At 38.2% G+C, this 19,559-nt stretch carries 23 protein-coding genes; 7 read left to right on the top strand and 16 right to left on the bottom strand.

Going from position 1 to position 19,559, the window contains the following annotated elements:
• Positions 1-24: 24 nt before the first annotated feature.
• The 5 genes from QRD02_RS06910 to QRD02_RS06890 form a co-directional block, all read right to left on the bottom strand.
• The gene (locus tag QRD02_RS06910; protein WP_290254201.1) at positions 25-456 is read right to left on the bottom strand and encodes a hypothetical protein; all 432 of its coding nucleotides are present in this window, start codon (positions 454-456) and stop codon (positions 25-27) included.
• 150 nt (positions 457-606) lie between these two features.
• A complete protein-coding gene (locus QRD02_RS06905) occupies positions 607-1,326 on the bottom strand; it encodes a head GIN domain-containing protein (protein WP_290254200.1) in 720 nt (239 codons plus the stop codon).
• A 19-nt stretch (positions 1,327-1,345) separates the two neighbouring features.
• Positions 1,346-3,106: a PspC domain-containing protein gene (locus QRD02_RS06900; RefSeq protein ID WP_290254199.1), complete on the bottom strand. Its 1,761-nt coding sequence runs from the start codon at positions 3,104-3,106 to the stop codon at positions 1,346-1,348.
• Complete coding sequence (locus tag QRD02_RS06895; protein ID WP_290254198.1) at positions 3,103-3,441, bottom strand: PadR family transcriptional regulator; 339 nt, start codon at positions 3,439-3,441, stop codon at positions 3,103-3,105. The genes QRD02_RS06900 and QRD02_RS06895 overlap by 4 nt, the downstream gene beginning before the upstream one ends.
• A gap of 167 nt (positions 3,442-3,608) precedes the next feature.
• The gene (locus QRD02_RS06890; RefSeq protein WP_290254197.1) at positions 3,609-4,106 is read right to left on the bottom strand and encodes a DUF4870 domain-containing protein; all 498 of its coding nucleotides are present in this window, start codon (positions 4,104-4,106) and stop codon (positions 3,609-3,611) included.
• Positions 4,107-4,240: 134 nt separating this feature from the next.
• Between QRD02_RS06890 and QRD02_RS06885 the strand changes: the two genes are divergently transcribed.
• Positions 4,241-4,720 carry a DUF4442 domain-containing protein gene (locus QRD02_RS06885; protein WP_290254196.1) on the top strand — a complete coding sequence of 160 codons (480 nt, stop codon included), beginning with the start codon at positions 4,241-4,243 and terminating at the stop codon, positions 4,718-4,720.
• Between the two features lie 162 nt (positions 4,721-4,882).
• Entirely contained in the window at positions 4,883-5,080 is a 198-nt protein-coding gene (locus QRD02_RS06880) for a hypothetical protein (RefSeq protein WP_290254335.1), read from the top strand.
• A gap of 76 nt (positions 5,081-5,156) precedes the next feature.
• On the opposite strand, the gene QRD02_RS06875 is transcribed toward QRD02_RS06880, so the two are convergent.
• From QRD02_RS06875 to QRD02_RS06845, 7 genes are all read right to left on the bottom strand, one after another.
• A complete protein-coding gene (locus tag QRD02_RS06875) occupies positions 5,157-6,095 on the bottom strand; it encodes a hydrogen peroxide-inducible genes activator (RefSeq protein WP_290254195.1) in 939 nt (312 codons plus the stop codon).
• Between the two features lie 94 nt (positions 6,096-6,189).
• On the bottom strand, positions 6,190-7,524 hold the full coding sequence (locus QRD02_RS06870) for a DUF58 domain-containing protein (RefSeq protein ID WP_290254194.1): 1,335 nt from the start codon (positions 7,522-7,524) through the stop codon (positions 6,190-6,192).
• A 71-nt stretch (positions 7,525-7,595) separates the two neighbouring features.
• Positions 7,596-8,588: an AAA family ATPase gene (locus tag QRD02_RS06865; RefSeq protein WP_290254193.1), complete on the bottom strand. Its 993-nt coding sequence runs from the start codon at positions 8,586-8,588 to the stop codon at positions 7,596-7,598.
• A 5-nt stretch (positions 8,589-8,593) separates the two neighbouring features.
• Positions 8,594-9,787: a DUF4350 domain-containing protein gene (locus QRD02_RS06860; protein WP_290254192.1), complete on the bottom strand. Its 1,194-nt coding sequence runs from the start codon at positions 9,785-9,787 to the stop codon at positions 8,594-8,596.
• The gene (locus QRD02_RS06855) at positions 9,777-10,466 is read right to left on the bottom strand and encodes a hypothetical protein (RefSeq protein ID WP_290254191.1); all 690 of its coding nucleotides are present in this window, start codon (positions 10,464-10,466) and stop codon (positions 9,777-9,779) included. The genes QRD02_RS06860 and QRD02_RS06855 overlap by 11 nt, the downstream gene beginning before the upstream one ends.
• 25 nt (positions 10,467-10,491) lie before the next feature.
• Positions 10,492-11,418, bottom strand: a complete 927-nt coding sequence (locus tag QRD02_RS06850) for a hypothetical protein (RefSeq protein ID WP_290254190.1) — start codon at positions 11,416-11,418, stop codon at positions 10,492-10,494.
• Positions 11,393-12,367, bottom strand: a complete 975-nt coding sequence (locus tag QRD02_RS06845) for a stage II sporulation protein M (RefSeq protein ID WP_290254189.1) — start codon at positions 12,365-12,367, stop codon at positions 11,393-11,395. Before QRD02_RS06845 ends, QRD02_RS06850 begins: the two co-directional genes overlap by 26 nt.
• 39 nt (positions 12,368-12,406) lie before the next feature.
• Here QRD02_RS06845 and QRD02_RS06840 point away from each other — a divergent pair, with 39 nt between their 5' ends.
• A complete protein-coding gene (locus tag QRD02_RS06840) occupies positions 12,407-13,132 on the top strand; it encodes an RDD family protein (RefSeq protein WP_290254188.1) in 726 nt (241 codons plus the stop codon).
• Positions 13,129-13,752, top strand: a complete 624-nt coding sequence (locus tag QRD02_RS06835) for a trimeric intracellular cation channel family protein (protein ID WP_290254187.1) — start codon at positions 13,129-13,131, stop codon at positions 13,750-13,752. The genes QRD02_RS06840 and QRD02_RS06835 overlap by 4 nt, the downstream gene beginning before the upstream one ends.
• Positions 13,753-13,822: 70 nt before the next feature.
• Here QRD02_RS06835 and QRD02_RS06830 read toward each other — a convergent pair whose 3' ends face one another.
• Positions 13,823-14,530 carry a peptidylprolyl isomerase gene (locus QRD02_RS06830; protein ID WP_290254186.1) on the bottom strand — a complete coding sequence of 236 codons (708 nt, stop codon included), beginning with the start codon at positions 14,528-14,530 and terminating at the stop codon, positions 13,823-13,825.
• Between the two features lie 2 nt (positions 14,531-14,532).
• Here QRD02_RS06830 and QRD02_RS06825 point away from each other — a divergent pair, with 2 nt between their 5' ends.
• A complete protein-coding gene (locus QRD02_RS06825; RefSeq protein WP_290254185.1) occupies positions 14,533-15,174 on the top strand; it encodes an NUDIX hydrolase in 642 nt (213 codons plus the stop codon).
• 140 nt (positions 15,175-15,314) lie between these two features.
• The gene (locus tag QRD02_RS06820; protein WP_290254184.1) at positions 15,315-16,118 is read left to right on the top strand and encodes a lysophospholipid acyltransferase family protein; all 804 of its coding nucleotides are present in this window, start codon (positions 15,315-15,317) and stop codon (positions 16,116-16,118) included.
• 47 nt (positions 16,119-16,165) lie between these two features.
• Here the strand turns inward: QRD02_RS06820 and QRD02_RS06815 are convergent, their stop codons facing one another.
• Entirely contained in the window at positions 16,166-16,810 is a 645-nt protein-coding gene (locus QRD02_RS06815) for a DUF8845 family protein (protein WP_290254183.1), read from the bottom strand.
• 6 nt (positions 16,811-16,816) lie between these two features.
• Complete coding sequence (locus QRD02_RS06810) at positions 16,817-17,311, bottom strand: RNA polymerase sigma factor (protein WP_290254182.1); 495 nt, start codon at positions 17,309-17,311, stop codon at positions 16,817-16,819.
• Between the two features lie 113 nt (positions 17,312-17,424).
• Here QRD02_RS06810 and QRD02_RS06805 point away from each other — a divergent pair, with 113 nt between their 5' ends.
• Positions 17,425-18,699: an NAD(P)/FAD-dependent oxidoreductase gene (locus tag QRD02_RS06805; protein WP_290254181.1), complete on the top strand. Its 1,275-nt coding sequence runs from the start codon at positions 17,425-17,427 to the stop codon at positions 18,697-18,699.
• Positions 18,700-18,765: 66 nt separating this feature from the next.
• On the opposite strand, the gene QRD02_RS06800 is transcribed toward QRD02_RS06805, so the two are convergent.
• A complete protein-coding gene (locus QRD02_RS06800) occupies positions 18,766-19,095 on the bottom strand; it encodes a hypothetical protein (RefSeq protein ID WP_290254180.1) in 330 nt (109 codons plus the stop codon).
• Between the last annotated feature and the right edge of the window lie 464 nt (positions 19,096-19,559).

Below are 19,559 nucleotides of genomic sequence, written 5' to 3'. Positions count from 1 at the left end.
GCGGCTTTTTTTATAAATTGATATTTAGAGTTTGGTGAAGGTTAATAGTTCAATTTCACCGTTATCTCCACTTTCATCGGAAAGTTCTATTGTTGAATTGCTTACGGACACAATATCATAATCGTCATTTATTTCATCGAAGGGTGTTTGTTCACTGAATTGCAATACCAATTCTTCTCTGTTGCTCGATGAATTATCATAGGCCCAAATTCCATTTTCCGTAAATAAATCATTTTGGGCGCGAACGGTTCCATCTTCATTAAATGTGAAAACAAAACTTTCAAAATCGACAGTATGATCTGAATTTCCGTCAATTAATTTGCTCACTTTCCACTCACCTTGCGGCAGGGTTGTTTTAATTTGTTCAAATTCGTTTGTGTTTACATTGCCAGAGTCATCATCAGAACTGCATGAAACAAACGTAACGATTGCTAGTAAAATTAATATCTTTTTCATAATTTTTTGTTTTCTTCAAAATTGTAATTTTTGAAAGAAAATCCTCTTAAAAATATTATAAATCCTAAAAGGCCTAACAGAGTTTTAGCGTACTGTTAAGCCTTTTTTGGCAATTTGGTTTATTAATTCATAAAATTTGCGTCGATAGCTCTACATTTTCTTGACGCTTCCCGAATGACTTTTGTTGGAATTTACGGAAATTGGATTTCCATAATAGTTTATTTCGCCACCGCTGCTTGCGTTGGTTTCAAGTTTTTCCTGCACATTTACGGTAACTTGGGCCCCGCTGGACGCTTCGGCGTTGCAGTTTAATACCAAAAGTTCCTTTGCATCAAGTTCGCTGCCGCTGGAGGCATCAGCGTGTAAGGAGGTTGCCTTACCAGAAACCTGTAGTTCGGCGCCGCTACTGGTTCTGGCACTAACTTCCTGAGCAAAAATTTCAACTTCCAGTTCTCCACCACTGCTACTCTTTAGCATTAGTTTTTGACTTTTTATAACTGAATTGCCGGTTACATCTGCACCGCTGCTGGCCTCCACGGCTTCCAATTCCTTAAAAGTTACATATACTTTTTTCGACTTGGATTTGCCAATGTTTTCTGATGTGGTAACATGAAGTTTTCCGTTTTCGATATCGGTTTCAATAAATTGTAGTAGGTTTTCATCGGCTTCTACAACAATTTTATTTTCATTTCCTTGGGTGAGATAAACGTCTAAGCCCGCACTGCCACGCACTTCATTAAAATCTGCGGTTACTTCACGCTCTTGGGTAACAACTTTTCCGTTGCCTTTTTCTCCTGTCTTAATGTTTAAATGGCAAGCACTCAAAACAATTGCGGCGCTTGCTGCCAATAAATAGATTTTTGTTTTCATACTGTTGGTTTTATGGTGATTAATCAATTGTTATCGTTATGGTTTCACTGCTATTGTTGGTAGCGTCGTTATTTCTTCGGAAACCATTTTTTACATCATTTTCCCAGTTGGAATTTTTGGTGCGATTCAACGTGTCACGGGGTTCCTCGGAAATAATTTGGATGGAATCGTTCTCTCTAATTTGCTGTTCCTTTTCATAACAATCCAAACATTCCGCTCCATTCTTTAAAATTCTGAAATAATGCTCCCGATAGTCCCAGTTGCTCAACTCGGCAAAATCTGAATTGAAACTATAGAATGACGCCGTATTTTCCTCAGAATATACCACTGTTCCGACCGGGAGCAAAACTGTGATCTCAACTTGTTGATCGCGGTATTTATTTTTTGTATCGGTTATAAAAAATCCGTCCAATAGTAGGGTGTTATTTTCGTGGGAAAATGTGTACTCAATTGCCTCGGCTCGTTTTTTTGCATCAAGATGGTTGTTGCCTTCCGCCGATTTTTCAATTATTACTTTGCCCACAGAATCTTTGGAAGGTTTGACTGTTACCAAAATATCATTGGAATAGATAACTCTTTTATCATCTTCGGTGTATTTTATTTCCAGCCCACTTTCGCGGTTCACTTCATAACTGAATTGTTTGTCGGCACGCATCGCAATTCGCAAAGTATCACCAGTATTGATAGCAAGCGCACGTTCTTCAATAAAATTACCGTCATAGGCTTGCTCTGTAGCTTGTTTTATTCCCAGAACTGCCAAACCGATTATTGAAAGCGCCCAGACCACAATCAGCAAAATTTTAACGGTGGAACCCATCGATTTCAAATTGCTTATTAAGAGTTTCAAACCTAAAATGAACAATACAAAAAATGGAATTCCAATTGCGAAAAGCATTAATAGAGCAATTAGCCATAAGGGTACATTAGTAGTGTCTACCAGTGCAATATATTCCGTCATTTCAGAATTTCCCCAAAAGTCCAGGGATCCGAAAGTGAAAAAACCAATGACTAGCCCTATTATAGTTGAAAGAGCTACTATGATAATCAGCACTCCAATAAATTTTACGAATATTTTAAAAAGGGCCATAATGACGTTTCCCAGACTATCGAAAAAAGTGGTAGCACTGCTTTTTACGCGGTTACCGTATTTGTCATAATCAACGTTTTTTACGCGGTCGGCAACGTTGTCAAATCCTTCTTTGAATTTTCGTTCAATATTGGAAATGTTGACGGGCTCGCCCGTCATTTTCAACTTTTCAGATGTAGTTATTGCGGGCGGTACTAAGATCCAAAGCAGGATGTAAACCACAATTGGGGAGCCCATTCCGGCCACAACCAAAAGTATCCACAGAAGTCTTATCCATATTGCGTCAATACCAAGGTAATGGCCAATTCCGGATGACACTCCAGAAATATACTTGTCGTCAATATCTCTAAAAAGTTGTTTGTGGGTGCCGGATGTACGCGATTTTGACTGGGATTTGTATGAAGGCGGAACATCCTCAAAAATTTCATCGTCCACTTCATAATCTTCGGGCTGCCCCATTACGGCAATAACTTCATCCAACATTTTCAGGGTGACTACCTGTGATGGGACTTCAATTTTTTCGGCAAAAAGTTCACCGATCCGGGCTTCAATGTCCTGCATTATTTCATCACTACCGTCGGCACTTTTTAACGATTTGCGAATTGCATCCAAATAGCGCGAAAGTTTCCCAAAAGCATCTTCGTCTATATGAAAGGATGTGCCTGCCAAATTAATATTTACTGTCTTGTTCATCTTGTGTTTTTTTCGCTGGTTACTTTGTTCACGGCCTGTTGCAGTTCTGCCCAGGTATCGTTTAATTCGGTTAAAAATAGTTTCCCTTTTTGGGTTAGTTCATAATATTTCCGTGGCGGACCGCCTGTAGATTCTTCCCACCGGTAAGAGAGCAATCCTGCATTTTTCAATCTTGTGAGTAGGGGGTAAATGGTGCCTTCCACTACAAGCATTTTCGCTTCTTTGAGAGTTTCCAGAATGTCTGAAGTGTATGCCTCGCCGTCCTTTAGAACCGAAAGAATGCAGAACTCCAAAACTCCTTTCCGCATTTGCGCTTTTGTGTTTTCGATTTTCATTTTTTTTTTAATTAATGTTGTGTGACTCCTGTTCGTTATTGATAATGAATGTATAAGGTAGCACACCGGTAGATACTTCACAGTGTTGATGAGTCACTGCGCTAACTGTTTTCAATTCCGCCGGCATGCTTACGCCAATGAACTGTAGAATTGCTGCAAGTAAGTAACTAACTAATGTGCTCATTTTTTATGGATTTTAGATTAGTTTTTATAAATGGAATGCTTAATGGATATTGATAAACTTGTCCGCGCGAAGCATGGATGGAGGCATTGATCACCGCGTAAAGTTCAAAAACGAACAGTCCGAGTAATAGTATTATAGCCATTCCGAAGAGAAGAATATAGCCCGATAGATTTTGAATATTATTGATAGAAAATTCGCCGGCGTTTCGATCAATAGTTTCAATCAATGTGATAAAATCCGTTGCGAAAACAATTAAGAATGGCAAGCAGATGAGTCCGATCAGTAATGTATAAATTAAAACACTTAGCTGAAAGTTAATTGCCTGTTTTCCATGGTCGTCCACAAAGGGTTTGTTCTTGTGAAATGTCCAAATCAAAAGCGGAGCTATGAAATTCGCAAACGGGAAAAAGTATTTTAAGAAGGTTGACAAGTGTATAAAAGCACTGACATTTTTTTGGTTTTCTGACATTGTAGTTTCCATTGCTTGTTATTTTCTTATGCAAATATATATTTAAAAAACAGTAGTGTGTAACGCATAGTACTATAATTAACAAATTTTTAACAAATTGGAATTCCCTTTATTATTGAATACCTTCGTGAAAATTTTCTTTTTAAATGAAGCCCAGCCCGCGCAAAATCAATTTTCTTTTATTTTTCAAATTGCCTTCAGCATCCTTGATGGGGGTGCGGGTTAAAACTATTTCCGAAAATATTTGTGTAACTACCGTTCGCCACTCTTGGATCAATCAAAATCCTTTCAATTCCATGTTTTGGGCAGTACAAGGTATGGCTGCGGAATTAAGTACCGGAGTTTTGGTTATGGTCGCGATAAGAGAAAGCAATAAAAACATTTCCATGCTTGTGGCAGGCAACAAAGCTACTTTTACAAAAAAGGCCAAAGGAAAAATTCGATTCACCTGCCAGGACGGGTATGCAATAAAAAAGGCAATTGAAAGATCGATCGCCACCAATGAGGGTCAAACTATTTGGGTAAAATCCGAAGGAAAAGATGCAGCGGGTGATGTGGTTTCTATATTTGAATTTGAATGGACTCTGAAGTTAAAACAAACTTCGAATAAACCATTTTGGCTCTGAAGGCGCAAATTAAGTTATCGAAGCTTTTTTTAACATCGGAAATTATAATTCAAACAGAATTTATTTCAAAATTAATGGTTATATTTAAAACGAAATATGAAAAATTCTTCGCCTATTGTAAAAATCTACCTACTTAAATTTTTAACTAAATCTCAATTAGCTATGGCAAGAGCAATGTTTGATTACACCAAAGCCGTACTTGCAAAAGTAAGTTTTGACGTCAATTTGTTTTGTAAGGAATTGAAAAAAGCATTAACCAGATTGCTACCCTATGAAGTAGAAGAATTAAAAGTCTGGATTGATTCGCTTATCAAGCAGAACCCCCAATTAAATCAATGTCTAATCTATTTAAACCCATAAAAAAATCCCTCTGAGAAATTAGAGGGATTTTTGTTTTCGGTTCACGAGCCGTAAAAATTTACCGAAGAATATATAATTATTTTTTAATAGGACTGATAATCTTTACGTCATGAAAGGCAATGGCACCGCGAATAACACCAGCTATAACATCATACAAAGCATTGATGATCTGCATCTTTAATTCAGATTTACTGTAAATCAAACTAATTTCGCGAGCGGGGGCGGGATCTTTAAAGTGTTTTAAGTTCACGGATTGTTTAGGCAATATGTCCAATGTGTGCAAGTAGGGTAGAAGCGTCATTCCCATTCCCTCGTCCGATAGTTTTATTAAGGTTTCAAAGCTTCCACTTTCCAATTGAAACTTATCCTGAGTGTTTTTTTTAGAAGCTTTACAAAGATTTATTATACCGTCGCGAAAGCAATGGCCGTCTTCCAACAATAATATATCCTCAATGTCCAGATCACTGGTTTCCAACTTTTCTTTTATAACCAATCGGTGGTTTTCCGGAATATAACCTACAAAAGGTTCGTAATATAAAGGGCGTTCCTTTATTTTTTCCTGCCCAAGGGGAGTAGCGGCAATTGCAGCATCCAGATAGCCATCGTGGATTTTTGTTATGATTTCATCCGTATTTAATTCTTCAATTTTCAATTGAACCTTTGGGTATCGGTTTGAAAAGGTTTTTAGGAACATTGGCAGTAAAGTTGGCATGACCGTTGGGATAATTCCCAATTTGAAATTTCCGCCAATAAATCCTTTTTCTTGGTCCACAACATCTTGCATTCGCTCGGATTCATTGACTATATTTCGGGCTTGCTCCACAATTTTTTTACCAACATTTGTAAGTTCTATTGGCTTTTTTGTGCGGTCAAAAATTTGGATTTCAAGTTCTTCTTCCAGTTTTTGAATTTGCATGCTAAGTGTGGGTTGCGTAACAAATGTTTTTTCAGCGGCTTTTGTGAAATTCTGTTGTTCGGCAACTGCCAAAACATATTTTAACTGTGTGATTGTCATGGTAAATATATTTTATTCAAATATATACTTTCTATCGAAATAATTGATTGGTATTCGCTGATTGCAGAAAAACATTTATTGACGCTTTAGATACTTAAAGCAGTCCGCGAGCCTTAATTTCCAGATATTTATTTATGGTATTTACCGTGAGGTTTTCCGGTGCGGTCAGTATGGATTGAATGCCATATTTATGAAGTTCGCCTACAATCAGTTTTTTCTCATAAATAAATTTTTCAGCAATCGTTTTCTCAAAAATCTGATGGGTAGTGGTAGCTTTTTGCGACATGAACATTTTCAGTTCGGTATTTTCAAAAAATATTACTACCAAAAGATGCGTATTATTAATTGCCTGTAAATACGGCAATTGGCGGTGCAGCGCGTCCAATGTTTCAAAATTGGTGTATAAAAGTAAAAGGCTTCGTTGCTTTATATTTCTTTTTATGTCCACGTATAAACGCGAATAATCGCTTTCCGAAAAATCTGTTTCCACATTGCAAAGCGTTTCCAATATAAGATGCATTTGTCCGTTGCGCCGTTGTGCCATCACGCGATCGTTGATTTTACGCGAAAAAGTGAACATTCCAGCTTTATCATTTTTTTTCAGTACAATATTTGAAATTACAAGTGTAGCATTTATGGCATAATCCAATAAACTCAGCCGGCTAAACGGCATTTTCATCACGCGGCCCTTGTCAATTACCGAATATACCGGTTGTGATTTTTCATCCTGAAATTGGTTCACCATCAAGTTACTCTGCTTTGCCGTGGCTTTCCAGTTTATGTTCCGGATATCGTCGCCGGTAGTGTAGTTTTTAATTTGCTCGAATTCCATTGTATGGCCGATCCTTCGGATTTTCTTCATTCCGAAAAGCTTCAATCGGTTGCTAAAAGCAATAAAATCGTATTTTTTAAGCTGAAGAAATGAAGGATAGTTTGGCACCATTGCTTCCGCGGAAAACTGTTGTCTGCGAGCAACGAGGCCTAAAACGGAAGAAGAAAAAACATTCAAATTTCCGAAATGGAATTCTCCGCGCTCCGTTGGCCGCACTTGATATGTAAATTTCTTTTCTTCGGAAGCGTTCAAATTGGCTTCAATCTTAAAATTCCTAATTTGCCACTGCAAGGGCAATTCGTCAATAATTTTTAAGAAAACTTTGAATTGAAATCTATTTATAATCTTGATTTCGATGTAATTCTCATCGCCATTGGATAATTTTTCGGGCAAAATTCGTTCAGCCTTAATTCCTGTTCTATTTCGAAATAACAACAAAACGTCAAAAAGTAGAAGCGCCAACAGCAAATAAAACAAAAGCCGAACCACACCAAACAATTCCTGAAAGAAGTATGAAACCACAAATAATAACGCAAGCGAAAACAGGACGCTGAAAAATCGTTTTTTAAGGTATAAGCTTTTAAGGAATTTTTTCACTTTTTATAGATCAATATTCAATGTTTATAATTCAAGATTGAAGTAATCCCGAATCAACAATTCCTGAAACCCTAACGCGGAATTTCAATGGTTTCCAGAATTTGCTGCACAACCTTATCAGCCGTTATTCCTTCCATTTCCCGTTCGGGTGTTAAGATAATTCGATGCCTTAAGACCGATGGCACAATTTTTTTAATATCGTCCGGCGTTACAAAATCGCGACCGTTCATTGCAGCCAACGCTTTGGATGCATTCATTATTGCCAGAGAGGCACGCGGAGAGGCACCCAAAAATAAGTTCGCATTTGTTCGCGTATTGTCCACGATTGCTGCAATATATTTCAAAAGATTGCCTTCAACGATAATTTGTTTTATGGTGTGTTGGTATTCGGCAATTTGTTCTGCATTTAAAACTTGTGAAACATTGTCCAAAACGAAGGCATCCTTTCGGTTGTGCTCGTTTTCCAAAATATGGATTTCCTCTTCCAAACTTGGATATGGCACATTTATTTTAAAAAGGAAACGGTCCAATTGCGCTTCCGGCAGGGCATAGGTTCCTTCCTGTTCCACTGGGTTTTGGGTAGCAAAAACCAAAAAAGGCGGCTGCATTCTGTACTCGGTTCCATCCATGGTCACTTGGCGTTCCTCCATAATTTCAAATAGGGCGGCTTGCGTTTTTGCTGGCGCCCGGTTTATTTCGTCAATCAAAATAATGTTTGAAAAAACGGGTCCTTTTTTAAATTCAAATTCGCTTGTTTTCACATTGAAAATTGATGTACCCAAAATGTCGCTGGGCATCAAATCTGGAGTAAATTGAATTCGGCTGAAATCGACCGCCAAAGTTTTTGCCAATAGTTTTGCAGTTAATGTTTTCGCCACACCGGGAACGCCCTCAATGAGTGAATGGCCGTCGGTCAATATTGAAACGATTAGCATTTCCAGCATATCGTGTTGGCCAACGATCACTTTTCCGAGTTCAGTTTTTATGCTTTCAACCGCTTGCTGCAGATTTTTTAAATCAATTCGCGAATTGAATTCCAACGGATTTTCCTGTGTTTCTTCCATAATTTTTATAGTCTAAATGCTTCTATTTGCTTGTTCAGTTGCAGCAAATCGGCTTCGCTGTGCACTGATTTTTCTTTTAAATGATTTATTAAGTATATCAGCTTTTTGGTGTCTTCCAAACTGTTGCCACTTTTTAGGGCAACCTTTTGGATGAAATCTTCGGTTATTTCATTGGTATTCAAATAATATTTCGTGCGAAGGGATTCAAAAAAATAGGTTATTTTCTTTGCAATAATATTACTGTAATCTTTATGCTGAAAATAAAGATCGCCAATGGTTTTCGTAAATTCCACTGAAGTATTTTCCAGCGGTTCAATTACCTCAATAATACGTTGTTCTCTTTTCGCCTTAAAAAGTACGAAAATCAGCAATCCCGCAACCAACATATAGTATGCCCAAGTTAAGGGAGTTTGATCCAAAACAAACCGCATGGGCGAAGTGACTACCTTACGCCCGGATTTTATGTGTTCGTCCCAATAAATTTTGTCCGCCGCAATGTATGAAAGCACATTGGCGGCATATTGTGCATTGCCCTTTAATAAATAATAATTTGAAAATGCCTCGGGCAGGGTGTGAAACAAAAACTGACCCTTTCCAAAATTTACTTTTACAAAGTTTAAATGGTCAAATTCACTCTCGGCACTATCAGTTTCGTAATAGCCTAGAGCTGTAGTTTTCAAGGTGTCAATTTCGACAAAATAGGCTTTATTCACTTCTTTTTTGAATGAATGGGGAACATCCTCTTTTAATGAAGGCGAGAAAAATTTTGGTTGCAATTCTTCCTCGAGGATATTATAATTTATGGATGTATCTATATGCAGCGAATCCCGAAAAATATGGCTAATGGTTCTGGAGGAAATGAAGACGATGTTGCCATTTTCCACATAATTTAGGATTTCATCTGTCTGCCTTTCATCAAAATAAACGTCGTCGTTCACAAAAATATAGGCAGAATTTTCGGCGTAGTTGCCATCAGTTAAAAATACATATGGATCCTTTTCAACTTTTTTGATTTCAGAATTTTTAAATAAGTTGGCCGCCTCCTCAAAAAGAACAAAAGTGCCGAACGGAATTTTATCAGCTGCAACATAACTGGCGCTCCAATCAATAGGTTTTGGCCGCACCAATTCAGTAATTACAATCCCCAGCAGCGCAATACCGAAAATCCATAGCACTCTTTTTGATCGTTTATCCAGCATTTTCTATGTTTTGGTTTAAACGTTCAAAATCCAGTTTTGCGTTTTCGAAACCCGCTTTGTCCAGCGCAAACTCGCCGTACCAAATGTTGTCATACAGATAGGATGCTTTTTTGAAGTTGTTTTTTAGAATGTCACTTTCAATTTCGCGGTAATAATCGCTATTGGTTTTTTCGAAATGCCAGTTGATAATGTTGTGCAGCGAAAGCATTTTGAGCGATTGAAGATACATATATCTAATTGCCAAGCGATAATTTTCTTCGTTAATGGCGTTTTTTATAACTCCGTCTAAGTCAACATTTTCAATATGTTCTTCTTTAATATTTAGTGGGGCCACCAATTTGCTCTGTTTTCCAAAAAATGATGTGGCGCTGTCACCCACCAATAATTTCACGAGTATATATATTGCGAAAATTATTAATAGAATGTAAACAAGGATTTTTAGAACGTAATACATTTCAGGGGAAATTTCTATTCCGAAAATTCCGCCCAGTTTATTAAAGAACCATTGAATAGCTTTTCCCAGAAAATTTTCTGCCTCACCGTCCAACCTGTCGTATTCAAAATCACCTCCTGAATATTTTTCGGATAAATTTTCGTCAAAATGTTTTTGTGAAACCGCGGCGGTATCCACCCTCACTGTCAGGCTATCGGGTTGCGAGGCGGCGACGGAAATTTTCAAAAGAAAAATTATTATGAAAAAAAATCTATTCACCCGCGCCTATATTATCTATGCGTTCACGGGTTGCCTCATTGTAGGTTTCTTCGTGAAGGGAATAGTACAGCACCCCATTTACAAATTGTGCCATGGATTGGTTTAGGGTGTAAAGTATCAAAACCAGGGCAAGGGCAAGTGTCCAAACCACGTTTGAAATTGTCGAATTTGCTAAATCCACCCCCGTGTCTAAGGAATGGAAGGCATAAACAGCAATTAAAATTCCCGGAATCATTAAAACAACCATCATCAAAATGCCCAACAAAAGGCCGATAACCAAGTTTGAAAGCACGCTCTTCCAAAAGTATTTTTTTAGCAGTTTAAAACCTTCGCCAAACGCATCGGTTACTTCTTTTTTTTCATTTATCATTGCCATAAATGATAGGCCCATCCAACTGGTATAGGCCAATATTAGCAAATAATAGGCAAAGGTTCCAATAATGGGAATGAAGGCTAAAACCAAGCCGACAACCATCAGCGCAATGTAGCAAACCATCATTAACACAATGAAAAGAGCAATATTTCCGAAGTTTTGTTTTACCGTTTCCCACACTTTTCGTTTGTCAACAGTTTCACCTTTATTTTCTACATATTTCATCATGTAAACGGCGGCCAAACTATAATTGAGAATGGCGGTTATTAGAAAAAGTAGAATAAATCCTATGGAACCTGCAATTAAAAATGAAATATATGCGGAAGGATCATTATCAAGGCCAAACCCCGTTGGCGCCGATAATGCTCCTACAAAACCGGTGACCAAGAGATAACTAACACCTAAAAATCCAAGAATGAAAAGGCCGTTATAACTGACAAAAATATTGAAAAATGATTTGAAATTCTGTTTCAAAAACTCGAAATAGGCAGTAATCATTTCACCTACATCGCGTTGTTGTTTAAGTTGTATATATTTGTTTTGCATGCGTTTTATTGAGAATGTTTGGATAAATAACGTAGTAAAAAATAATAAGCGCCAAGGAACTAAAAATTATGGTCATGGCCAACCAAACGGGCATATTGCTATATCGAGTAATAAACCCTTCAATAAATCCGGCAATAATGAAAAATGGAATGGTGCTGACCACAATTTTAAGTCCATCCTTCGCGCCCTTTAAAAAGGAAACCTTCCGTGAAAATGTTTTCGGAAAAAGAAGACTGTTTCCCATTACCAGGCCTGCGCAACCTGCCACAACTATTACGGAAATTTCAATCGTTCCATGAAGCCACACACTTTTTGAGGCTTCAAAAAGAAGATCGCGGTTGTAAAAAAAGGTGAAGAAAGCGCCAAGCATAACGCCATTGCTGAACAGTATATAACCCGTGCCCACGGAAGTGATCACACCAAAAGCATATGCCAAGAACGCCACGCGAATGTTGTTAATTGTAATTCCCAAAAAGGTTCCTATTTCACTTCCGCTTTTGTAAATGGCGGTCGGATCGCCTTTTTCGATATTGTTCAAGGTTTCATTTACGTATCTATCCCCAAGTATTAATCGAACGAAAGAGTCATCATGAACCGCAGAAATTGCCCCTATGGCGGTGGCAACTGCAAAAATTAAAAACGAAAAAAAAAGTAATCGCTGATGCTGAACGAAAAACAAAGGAAATTCATACTTCCAAAAACTTACGATCCTGTTTTTGGTTTCCTTTTTATTCTTATATATTTTTTGATGCGCCTGTGAAGCCAGGGAATTTAAATATAAAAGTGTTTTGCTTTCGGGATAATAGGTTTGGGCATAGGCAAGATCATTCGTAAGTTGAATGTAATGGTCGGCGAGCAGGTCCGGACTAATTTTTGAATTAATTGAAATTGCCTTTTCAAATGCAATCCATTTTTCCTTATTTTGCTTGACGAATGCCGCTTCGCGCATCTTTTAAAATTTTCGATAAATATAACCACTTGCTTTTACATGGCAAACTTAGAAATCACCACCACACAAAACGTAAATCTGGACTATAAAATAGTGAGTGTGGGCGAGCGCATTTTAGCTTTTCTGATTGATGTATTCCTCTTTTTCGTTTATTTCTATCTTGTTGAATTGGCCACGGAGGCTATGAACATGGCTTTCAGCGACCATTGGACCGTTTTTGGAATTCAACAATTGCTGCTTGTGCCAGTAATGTTTTATTCACTGTACATGCACATACTTTTCAATGGACGGACGGTTGGCAAAATGGCAATGAAAACCCGCGTGGTTAAGATAGACGGAAGCCCCGCGCGCTGGAGTGATTATCTGGTTTTATGGATGCTTCGGTTGGTGGATATTTGGATATTCCTGGGTTCAATTGGGTTGCTCTCCATTATTTTTTCGGATAAAAGACAGCGCGTGGGAGACCATGCCGCAGGTACTGTAGTAATCAGCACTAAAAGTAAAGTAACAATAAGCCATACTGTCTTGGAAGAAATTGCAGATGATTACCAACCAAAGTTTTTAAACGTAACCAAACTGACAGACAAGGATGCGCGACTCATTAAAGAAACGTATCTTATTGCAGTAAAATCGAACGATTTTAAAACCTTGCATGCACTTCGGAAGAAAGTAGAAAGCGTTTTGGAAACTTCTTCAGATTTATATGACAAACAATATATTGACACTGTATTGCGCGATTATAACCATTTTACACAGCACATGTGAAGCTAATTCTAATAATAGATATTCTCGGAACCGTTGCGTTCGCTATTTCTGGTGTGCTTACTGCGCTCAATAAAAGGCTGGACCCCTTCGGCATTTTGATCATTGCCTTTGTTGCTGCCGTGGGCGGCGGAACATTGCGAGACATTCTTATTGGGGCCGATGTGGCTTGGATGCGAAACCTGACATATGTTTATGTTATTTTCGGTTCTACTATTTTTGCGGTAACTTTTAGGAAACGGCTGGGTTATATTCGTCGCTCGCTATTTTTGTTTGATACTATTGGTATTGCGCTCTACACAATCGTGGGGGTGGAGAAAGGCATCGCCGCAGGATTTCATCCAATAATTTGTATTGCCCTGGGCACGATGACGGCATGTTTTGGGGGCGTCCTTCGAGATATTCTGTGTAATGAAATTCCAATTATTTTCAGAAAAGAAATTTACGCAACCGCGTGTATTTTGGGTGCTTCGGCATATTTTCTGCTACAATTCTCACCAATTACTGAAGATTTTATAGTTGTTATTTCTGGCACAATCGTAATTATTGTAAGGCTTTTGGCAGTTTATTTTAACCTTTCGTTGCCGAGTATTTATAGGAAGGATGAATTGGAAAATTTATGAGTTGGTGAATATTTTTCATTGAATTCTTAAACAAATATGAAACAGTTTGGAGTTTTTAAGAGGATTTTTCTCATTCAATCACCTTCGCGGTAATATAAATATTCTGTAACGGCCAGTCGCCATCATCCGTTTTCACTTTTGAAATTTCTTCCACCACGTCCATGCCCTTGGTAACTTTTCCGAAGATTGTATATTTTCCGTTCAGATGTGAGGTTGATGATCTTGGGCCCAGAAAAATGAAAAATTCATACGGCGCCGAACTATTATCTGGGTTTTCGCGATATTCCTTTGCGCCGGAAACCGTTCCGTACTGGTGAATTCGCCCTGGAATTATTTCCGCGGGTAGTAAATAATTATTGCCTAAAACATTCCGTTTTCTAGGGGTTGAAACAATATCGCTATTGCCGGCCTGAATTATAAAATTGGGCACTACACGATGAATGAAGGTATCATCAAAGTACTTTTGTTTCACCAAATAAATCATATTGGCGCGGTGCAGCGGTGTGTCTGTATAAAGTTCAATTTCAATTTCGCCTAAAGGGGTAGCAATCACAATTAATGTTTCTGTGTTATTTTTTCCATATTCGGTTAAAAAGGAAACAACGTTTTCATTGGTTATTTCGGGGTATTCAGTTTCAGCATTTTTCTCTACTTCAGAAATTGTCTCAATTTCGGTTTCGATTACGGTTTCATTTTCAACTTCGGCGGGCTTTTTCTTATCTTCACAGCTTCCGAAAAATAGGACCGTTCCTATAAAATAAACAAACAATTTCATCATTAATGGATTTTCGCGATTTTGAAAAACGGATTGTAAAAGTAACAAAAATGGAACTTCCGGGAGAGGCCGTCCAATTTAAAATGGCGCCGGTGGAACGATTGGCGGAACTAAAAAGAAAGGCGCGCGAAATGAACACTGCAAAGCGTGCGGGCGTGATGTCACTCTTCTATCCTTCGGAAAGGCACGAAACTCGGCTAATTCTTATTCTTAGGAAAACTTATAAAGGAGTGCATTCTGCGCAGGTTGGATTTCCCGGGGGCAAACTTGAAGCACAGGATAAGAATATTCAAGATGCTGCGCTTCGGGAAACTGAGGAAGAAGTAGGGATTTCGCGCGAGGCTATTTCGGTATTAAAGAAGCTGACTGAAATATACATTCCGCCGAGCAATTTTTTTGTTCAACCTTTTTTGGGAATAACTTCAGAGCTGCCAAAGTTTGTTCCTCAGGAAGAAGAGGTGGAAGCGTTGATAGAGGTGAGCTTGGAGGATTTTATGAACGATGCGAACATTGTTAGCCAAACCCTTTCCACAACATACGCTACGGCTATTGAAGTGCCAGCTTTTAAACTTAACGGTCATATCGTTTGGGGCGCTACAGCTATGATGCTCAACGAGGTGCGAGAATTATTGAAAATGGCGCTGTAATAGCTTAATTTATTATATTTGTTGGGTTGAAATAACCAGTGGGAAAGTTATAGGAGTGCACCGGTGATGGAATAAAACCACCATCTTTTGAAATTGGAATTGAGGCCGCTTCCTGCCCACTGCATAGTGATTATGTAAAAATGAGTCTGTTCAAAAAAAACCCTTTCGGGCATATACTTTTCTTAAAACTCTGGTTAATACGGATTGCGGGACTTATGACTCACAGACGTTTCAAGGGTTTCAACGATCTAAAAATCCATGGAAGCGAGGTGTTGAAGAATCTTCCGGAAAGGAACGTGCTTTTCGTGAGCAATCACCAAACATATTTTGCTGATGTTGCGGCAATGCTACATGTATTCAACGCCAGTTTGAGTGGGCGGGATGACAGTATAAAAAACGTAGGATATTTGTGGAGACCAAAACTGAACATTTATTTTGTTGCGGCAAAGGAAACAATGAAAGCTGGATTATTGCCCAAAATTCTTGCCTATGCCGGTTCCATTAGTATAGAGCGAACCTGGCGCGAAAAAGGAAAAGAGGTGAACAAACAAGTGAAAATGAGCGATGTCAGCAATATAACCAAAGCACTTGATGATGGGTGGGTAATAACCTTTCCGCAAGGTACAACCAAACCTTGGAAGCCAATTAGACGCGGAACGGCGCACATCATTAAAAAGAATAAACCCGTGGTAGTTCCCATAGTGATTGACGGATTCCGAAGGTCCTTCGATAAAAAAGGAATCCGAATTAAAAAGCGTGGCATCCTCCAGTCCATGGAAATTAAACAGCCTTTGGAGATCGACTATGAAAATGAAACTATGGACCAAATAGTCGAAAAGTTGGAATATGCCATAGAACAGCATCCATCTTTCCTAAAAGTTATTCCATCCTCAGAAATACAGAGTGAGGAGGAATTGAACAAAGAGCGGGAATGGCGGTACTAAAAAAGGATCTAAGTAATTACTTTTTTTTTTAGTGCAGGCTCTTGCGTCTAAATTTCAATTTTTTTCAACTCTTTGTAATTTTTATGCAACCTTCTAAGTAGTATTCCGTAAACAATTCTATAGAAAAGCAGGACAAAACCTAGCATTACTATTCCAAAAAGAATTTGGATGGCAAAAAACATTTTCATAAACCGCTCCTGCGTAATGTGGGTGATGCCGTAATCCTCCGTCATAAAATGAAACACAATGTCTTGATTTAGGTAATAATATATATTAATGCCAATTATTAAAAGTGCAGACATTGTAACATTATAGATAACAAAATATTTCACCGTTTTGCGGGTGCTTAAAATGTTTTGCATTAAATGTTTTATGGAATCGGTGATGGAAATTTTTCGATAATTTCTATAAAAAAGAAAAATAAAGCATCCAAAAACCACGTAGTTCAATATGTTTACGGCCACAAGAATGTTGTGTAGCCCAATGTCATCACTAAATTTAGTGCTCGATTCCGGAACGAAAAATGAAAGCAAGGTCCAGAAAAGTAGTTCTGCAATACTGATGAAGAAAATCCACTTCACTATGGAGGAGGATTTTTTCAACAACATTTTATATATATCGTTATAGGACAAATGCGGAAGCACCTGTTCTTGGTTTTGCCATTGTTTTTTTAATATTTCTAATTCATCCATAGTGGGTTACGGATTTAAAATGGTTCGTAATTTTTCCTTTATCCGGTTCATTTTCACTCTTGCGTTTACTTCGGTTATACCGAGGGTTTCCGAAATTTCCTTATAATTTTTGTCCTCTAAATAAAGAAAAACCAAGGCTTTGTCAATATCGTTTAGATTTTTAACGGCACTGTACATTAGTTTTAATTGCTGTTCCGTGGTATCATCATAAGGATCAGCGGAAATCTTAAAACTGATTGCTTCAAAATCCTGCGTTTGTATACTGCGTTTGGATTTTCTATAAAGCGTTATGGCCGTATTCAGCGCTACTCGATACATCCAAGTGCTAAATTTTGCCTCGCCTCTAAATTTCGGAAACGCCCGCCACAGTTGAATGGTTATTTCCTGAAACAGATCGTTATGCGCGTCACTGTCGTTGGTATATAACCTACAGATTTTATGTACAATGTTTTGGTTTTCCTCCAGTTGGGTTACAAAACTATGTTCAAGTTCTTTGTTCAATGGTAGTTTGTTGGCTTTTGGATTAGTATATCGCCGTTTTGCTTTGTTACAAAAGTCCTAAAAATTAAGTGAACTACTTTAACATTGTTTAATTTTAAGCAATAAATAAAACGATGAATATTCCCGAAACCAAGTTCCCCCGTATTGTGGTGATAGGCGGCGGCTTTGCTGGCATTTCTTTCATAAAAAAACTTGAAAAGGCAAAAGTGCAGATCGTGCTTTTTGATAGGCACAACTATCATACTTTTCAACCCCTGCTGTATCAAGTTTCCACCGCAGGACTTGAACCGGATTCCATAGCATATCCGCTTCGGAAGATTTTCAGAAAAAACCACGATTTCCATTTTAGAATGGCTGAGGTTTTAAAAATAGATACCGAAAGTAATACCATTTTCACCGCAATAGGCACGCTTCGGTATGATTATTTAGTAATTGCGACGGGCACCCGTACCAATTTCTTCGGAAATGAAAGTATAGCAGAAAACAGTATGCCAATGAAAACGGTGCCACAAGCATTAGATATAAGAAGTTTGATGTTGCAAAATATCGAAAAGGCGGACATCACAACCAACGCCATTGAACGAAAGCAACTCCTAAATTTCGTGGTAGCGGGCGCAGGTCCTACTGGGGTGGAGCTTGCCGGAGCACTTGCGGAATTCCGAAAGGGAATTTTGGAGAACGACTATCCCGAATTGGATGAAGATGAAATGAACGTACACTTAATTGAAGGATTGGACCGGGTATTGCCCCCAATGAGCAAACAAGCCTCGAAAAAAGCACAGGAATTTCTAGAAAAACTTGGGGTGAAAATCCATTTGGAAACATTCATTAGCGGTTATGATGGAAAAACGGTTACCACAAAGGATGGCAAAAGGTTTGAAACTGCTACCTTTATTTGGGCTGCGGGGGTTACGGGAGCTTTAATTAATGGAATAGACGGTGAAGCTTTGGTTGAACGAGCAAACCGTTATAAAGTTGATGCATTTAACCAAATTAATGGATTCTCGAATATTTTTGCATTGGGAGATATTGCCTTGATGACTTCAGAAGAGTACCCAAAAGGGCATCCACAGGTGGCCCAACCCGCAATTCAACAGGGAAAACATTTAGGTGAAAATTTTAAGAGAATCTTCAAAGGTGAAAAAATGAAGCCATTTAACTATTTTGATAAGGGCACCATGGCCACTGTGGGTAGAAATAAAGCCGTGGTAGATATTGGCAAATTACACTTTGGCGGAGCCATCGCGTGGTTTTTATGGATGTTTGTGCACCTCTGGTTTTTAGTGGGTTTCCGTAACAGGGTTATTACCTTTTTTAACTGGACGTATAGTTACATCAATTATGATCGGGCCGCTCGTTTGATAATTCGACCGTTTAAAAGAGGTTAAGGGTTATTGGCTATTAGGTTATTTATAAAATTATATTGCCTACAGTTGGAAACTTTTAACCTTCAATCATTGAACCTTCACAGGAATCGGGCCGCCGTTGGAAACCCAGCCACCACCTATTTCATCCAAATTCACATCCAGTTCGTCTGTGGTTTCAATTCTTTTTAAATTTACTTTCACTTCGTCATAGGTGTCCACGCTTTTCAGATTTACGTTCAGTTCGTCATACGTATTTATATCCACCAAACGCACGTCAATAACTTCAGCCATTGGCTTTATTTCGGTTTTGTTCGAAGCATATGCGGAGGGAAATATATCAAAACCCTTTATCAAATTTATCGTTAAACATATTGCGATAATAGTAAGGATTGTTTTTGTGTAAGTGTCGGTCTTCATAATTTGTAATTTTTGATGTTCAACTATTCTTTTCTTTAAATGTTTTTGTATTTATCATATAAAACTTTGCCGTTTTGTGTCAACTCACTGCATTTTAGCAATCGGTTTTTTTGGTAGCTTCCCGTTTTGATTCGGCAATATATTCGACATATTCATCCTAGCGCCATATGGTTTCTAAGATCTGATATGAAATTGTAAGTAGGTTTTCCCAATATCAGCTCTGCCTTCAATTTTGTTTTTCGAAAAATGGCGCGCAGCTGCTGCATTTTTTCCTTTCACTTGTTTTGTTCTGCTATTGAACGAGCAATTTTTTCAGAAGCCGTCATTCCACTTGTTTCTCTTCGAAGATACAATTTTTCCTTTTTTCAGAAATCATTTGACCGACTCCCCAAGATTCTCGAAAAATTACATTTGGGGAACCCGTTTTTACAGTTGGGTTTGTTTTTTTCCGAATTGGTACGGCA

It is taken from the genome of Aequorivita aurantiaca (assembly GCF_030410135.1).
In the GTDB taxonomy this organism is placed as follows: domain Bacteria; phylum Bacteroidota; class Bacteroidia; order Flavobacteriales; family Flavobacteriaceae; genus Aequorivita; species Aequorivita aurantiaca.
This window is presented reverse-complemented; position numbering and strand designations above follow the sequence as displayed.

Coding starts and splice junctions, on each gene's coding strand:
- QRD02_RS06815 (WP_290254183.1), bottom strand. CDS start 16,810: ATGGATGAATTAGAAATATTAAAAAAACAATGGCAAAACCAAGAACAG.
- QRD02_RS06880 (WP_290254335.1), top strand. CDS start 4,883: ATGGCAAGAGCAATGTTTGATTACACCAAAGCCGTACTTGCAAAAGTA.
- QRD02_RS06895 (WP_290254198.1), bottom strand. CDS start 3,441: ATGAAAATCGAAAACACAAAAGCGCAAATGCGGAAAGGAGTTTTGGAG.
- QRD02_RS06830 (WP_290254186.1), bottom strand. CDS start 14,530: ATGATGAAATTGTTTGTTTATTTTATAGGAACGGTCCTATTTTTCGGA.
- QRD02_RS06875 (WP_290254195.1), bottom strand. CDS start 6,095: ATGACAATCACACAGTTAAAATATGTTTTGGCAGTTGCCGAACAACAG.
- QRD02_RS06845 (WP_290254189.1), bottom strand. CDS start 12,367: ATGCGCGAAGCGGCATTCGTCAAGCAAAATAAGGAAAAATGGATTGCA.
- QRD02_RS06800 (WP_290254180.1), bottom strand. CDS start 19,095: ATGAAGACCGACACTTACACAAAAACAATCCTTACTATTATCGCAATA.
- QRD02_RS06820 (WP_290254184.1), top strand. CDS start 15,315: ATGAGTCTGTTCAAAAAAAACCCTTTCGGGCATATACTTTTCTTAAAA.
- QRD02_RS06825 (WP_290254185.1), top strand. CDS start 14,533: ATGGATTTTCGCGATTTTGAAAAACGGATTGTAAAAGTAACAAAAATG.
- QRD02_RS06885 (WP_290254196.1), top strand. CDS start 4,241: ATGAAGCCCAGCCCGCGCAAAATCAATTTTCTTTTATTTTTCAAATTG.
- QRD02_RS06850 (WP_290254190.1), bottom strand. CDS start 11,418: ATGCAAAACAAATATATACAACTTAAACAACAACGCGATGTAGGTGAA.
- QRD02_RS06860 (WP_290254192.1), bottom strand. CDS start 9,787: ATGCTGGATAAACGATCAAAAAGAGTGCTATGGATTTTCGGTATTGCG.
- QRD02_RS06890 (WP_290254197.1), bottom strand. CDS start 4,106: ATGGAAACTACAATGTCAGAAAACCAAAAAAATGTCAGTGCTTTTATA.
- QRD02_RS06865 (WP_290254193.1), bottom strand. CDS start 8,588: ATGGAAGAAACACAGGAAAATCCGTTGGAATTCAATTCGCGAATTGAT.
- QRD02_RS06805 (WP_290254181.1), top strand. CDS start 17,425: ATGAATATTCCCGAAACCAAGTTCCCCCGTATTGTGGTGATAGGCGGC.
- QRD02_RS06905 (WP_290254200.1), bottom strand. CDS start 1,326: ATGAAAACAAAAATCTATTTATTGGCAGCAAGCGCCGCAATTGTTTTG.
- QRD02_RS06900 (WP_290254199.1), bottom strand. CDS start 3,106: ATGAACAAGACAGTAAATATTAATTTGGCAGGCACATCCTTTCATATA.
- QRD02_RS06840 (WP_290254188.1), top strand. CDS start 12,407: ATGGCAAACTTAGAAATCACCACCACACAAAACGTAAATCTGGACTAT.
- QRD02_RS06910 (WP_290254201.1), bottom strand. CDS start 456: ATGAAAAAGATATTAATTTTACTAGCAATCGTTACGTTTGTTTCATGC.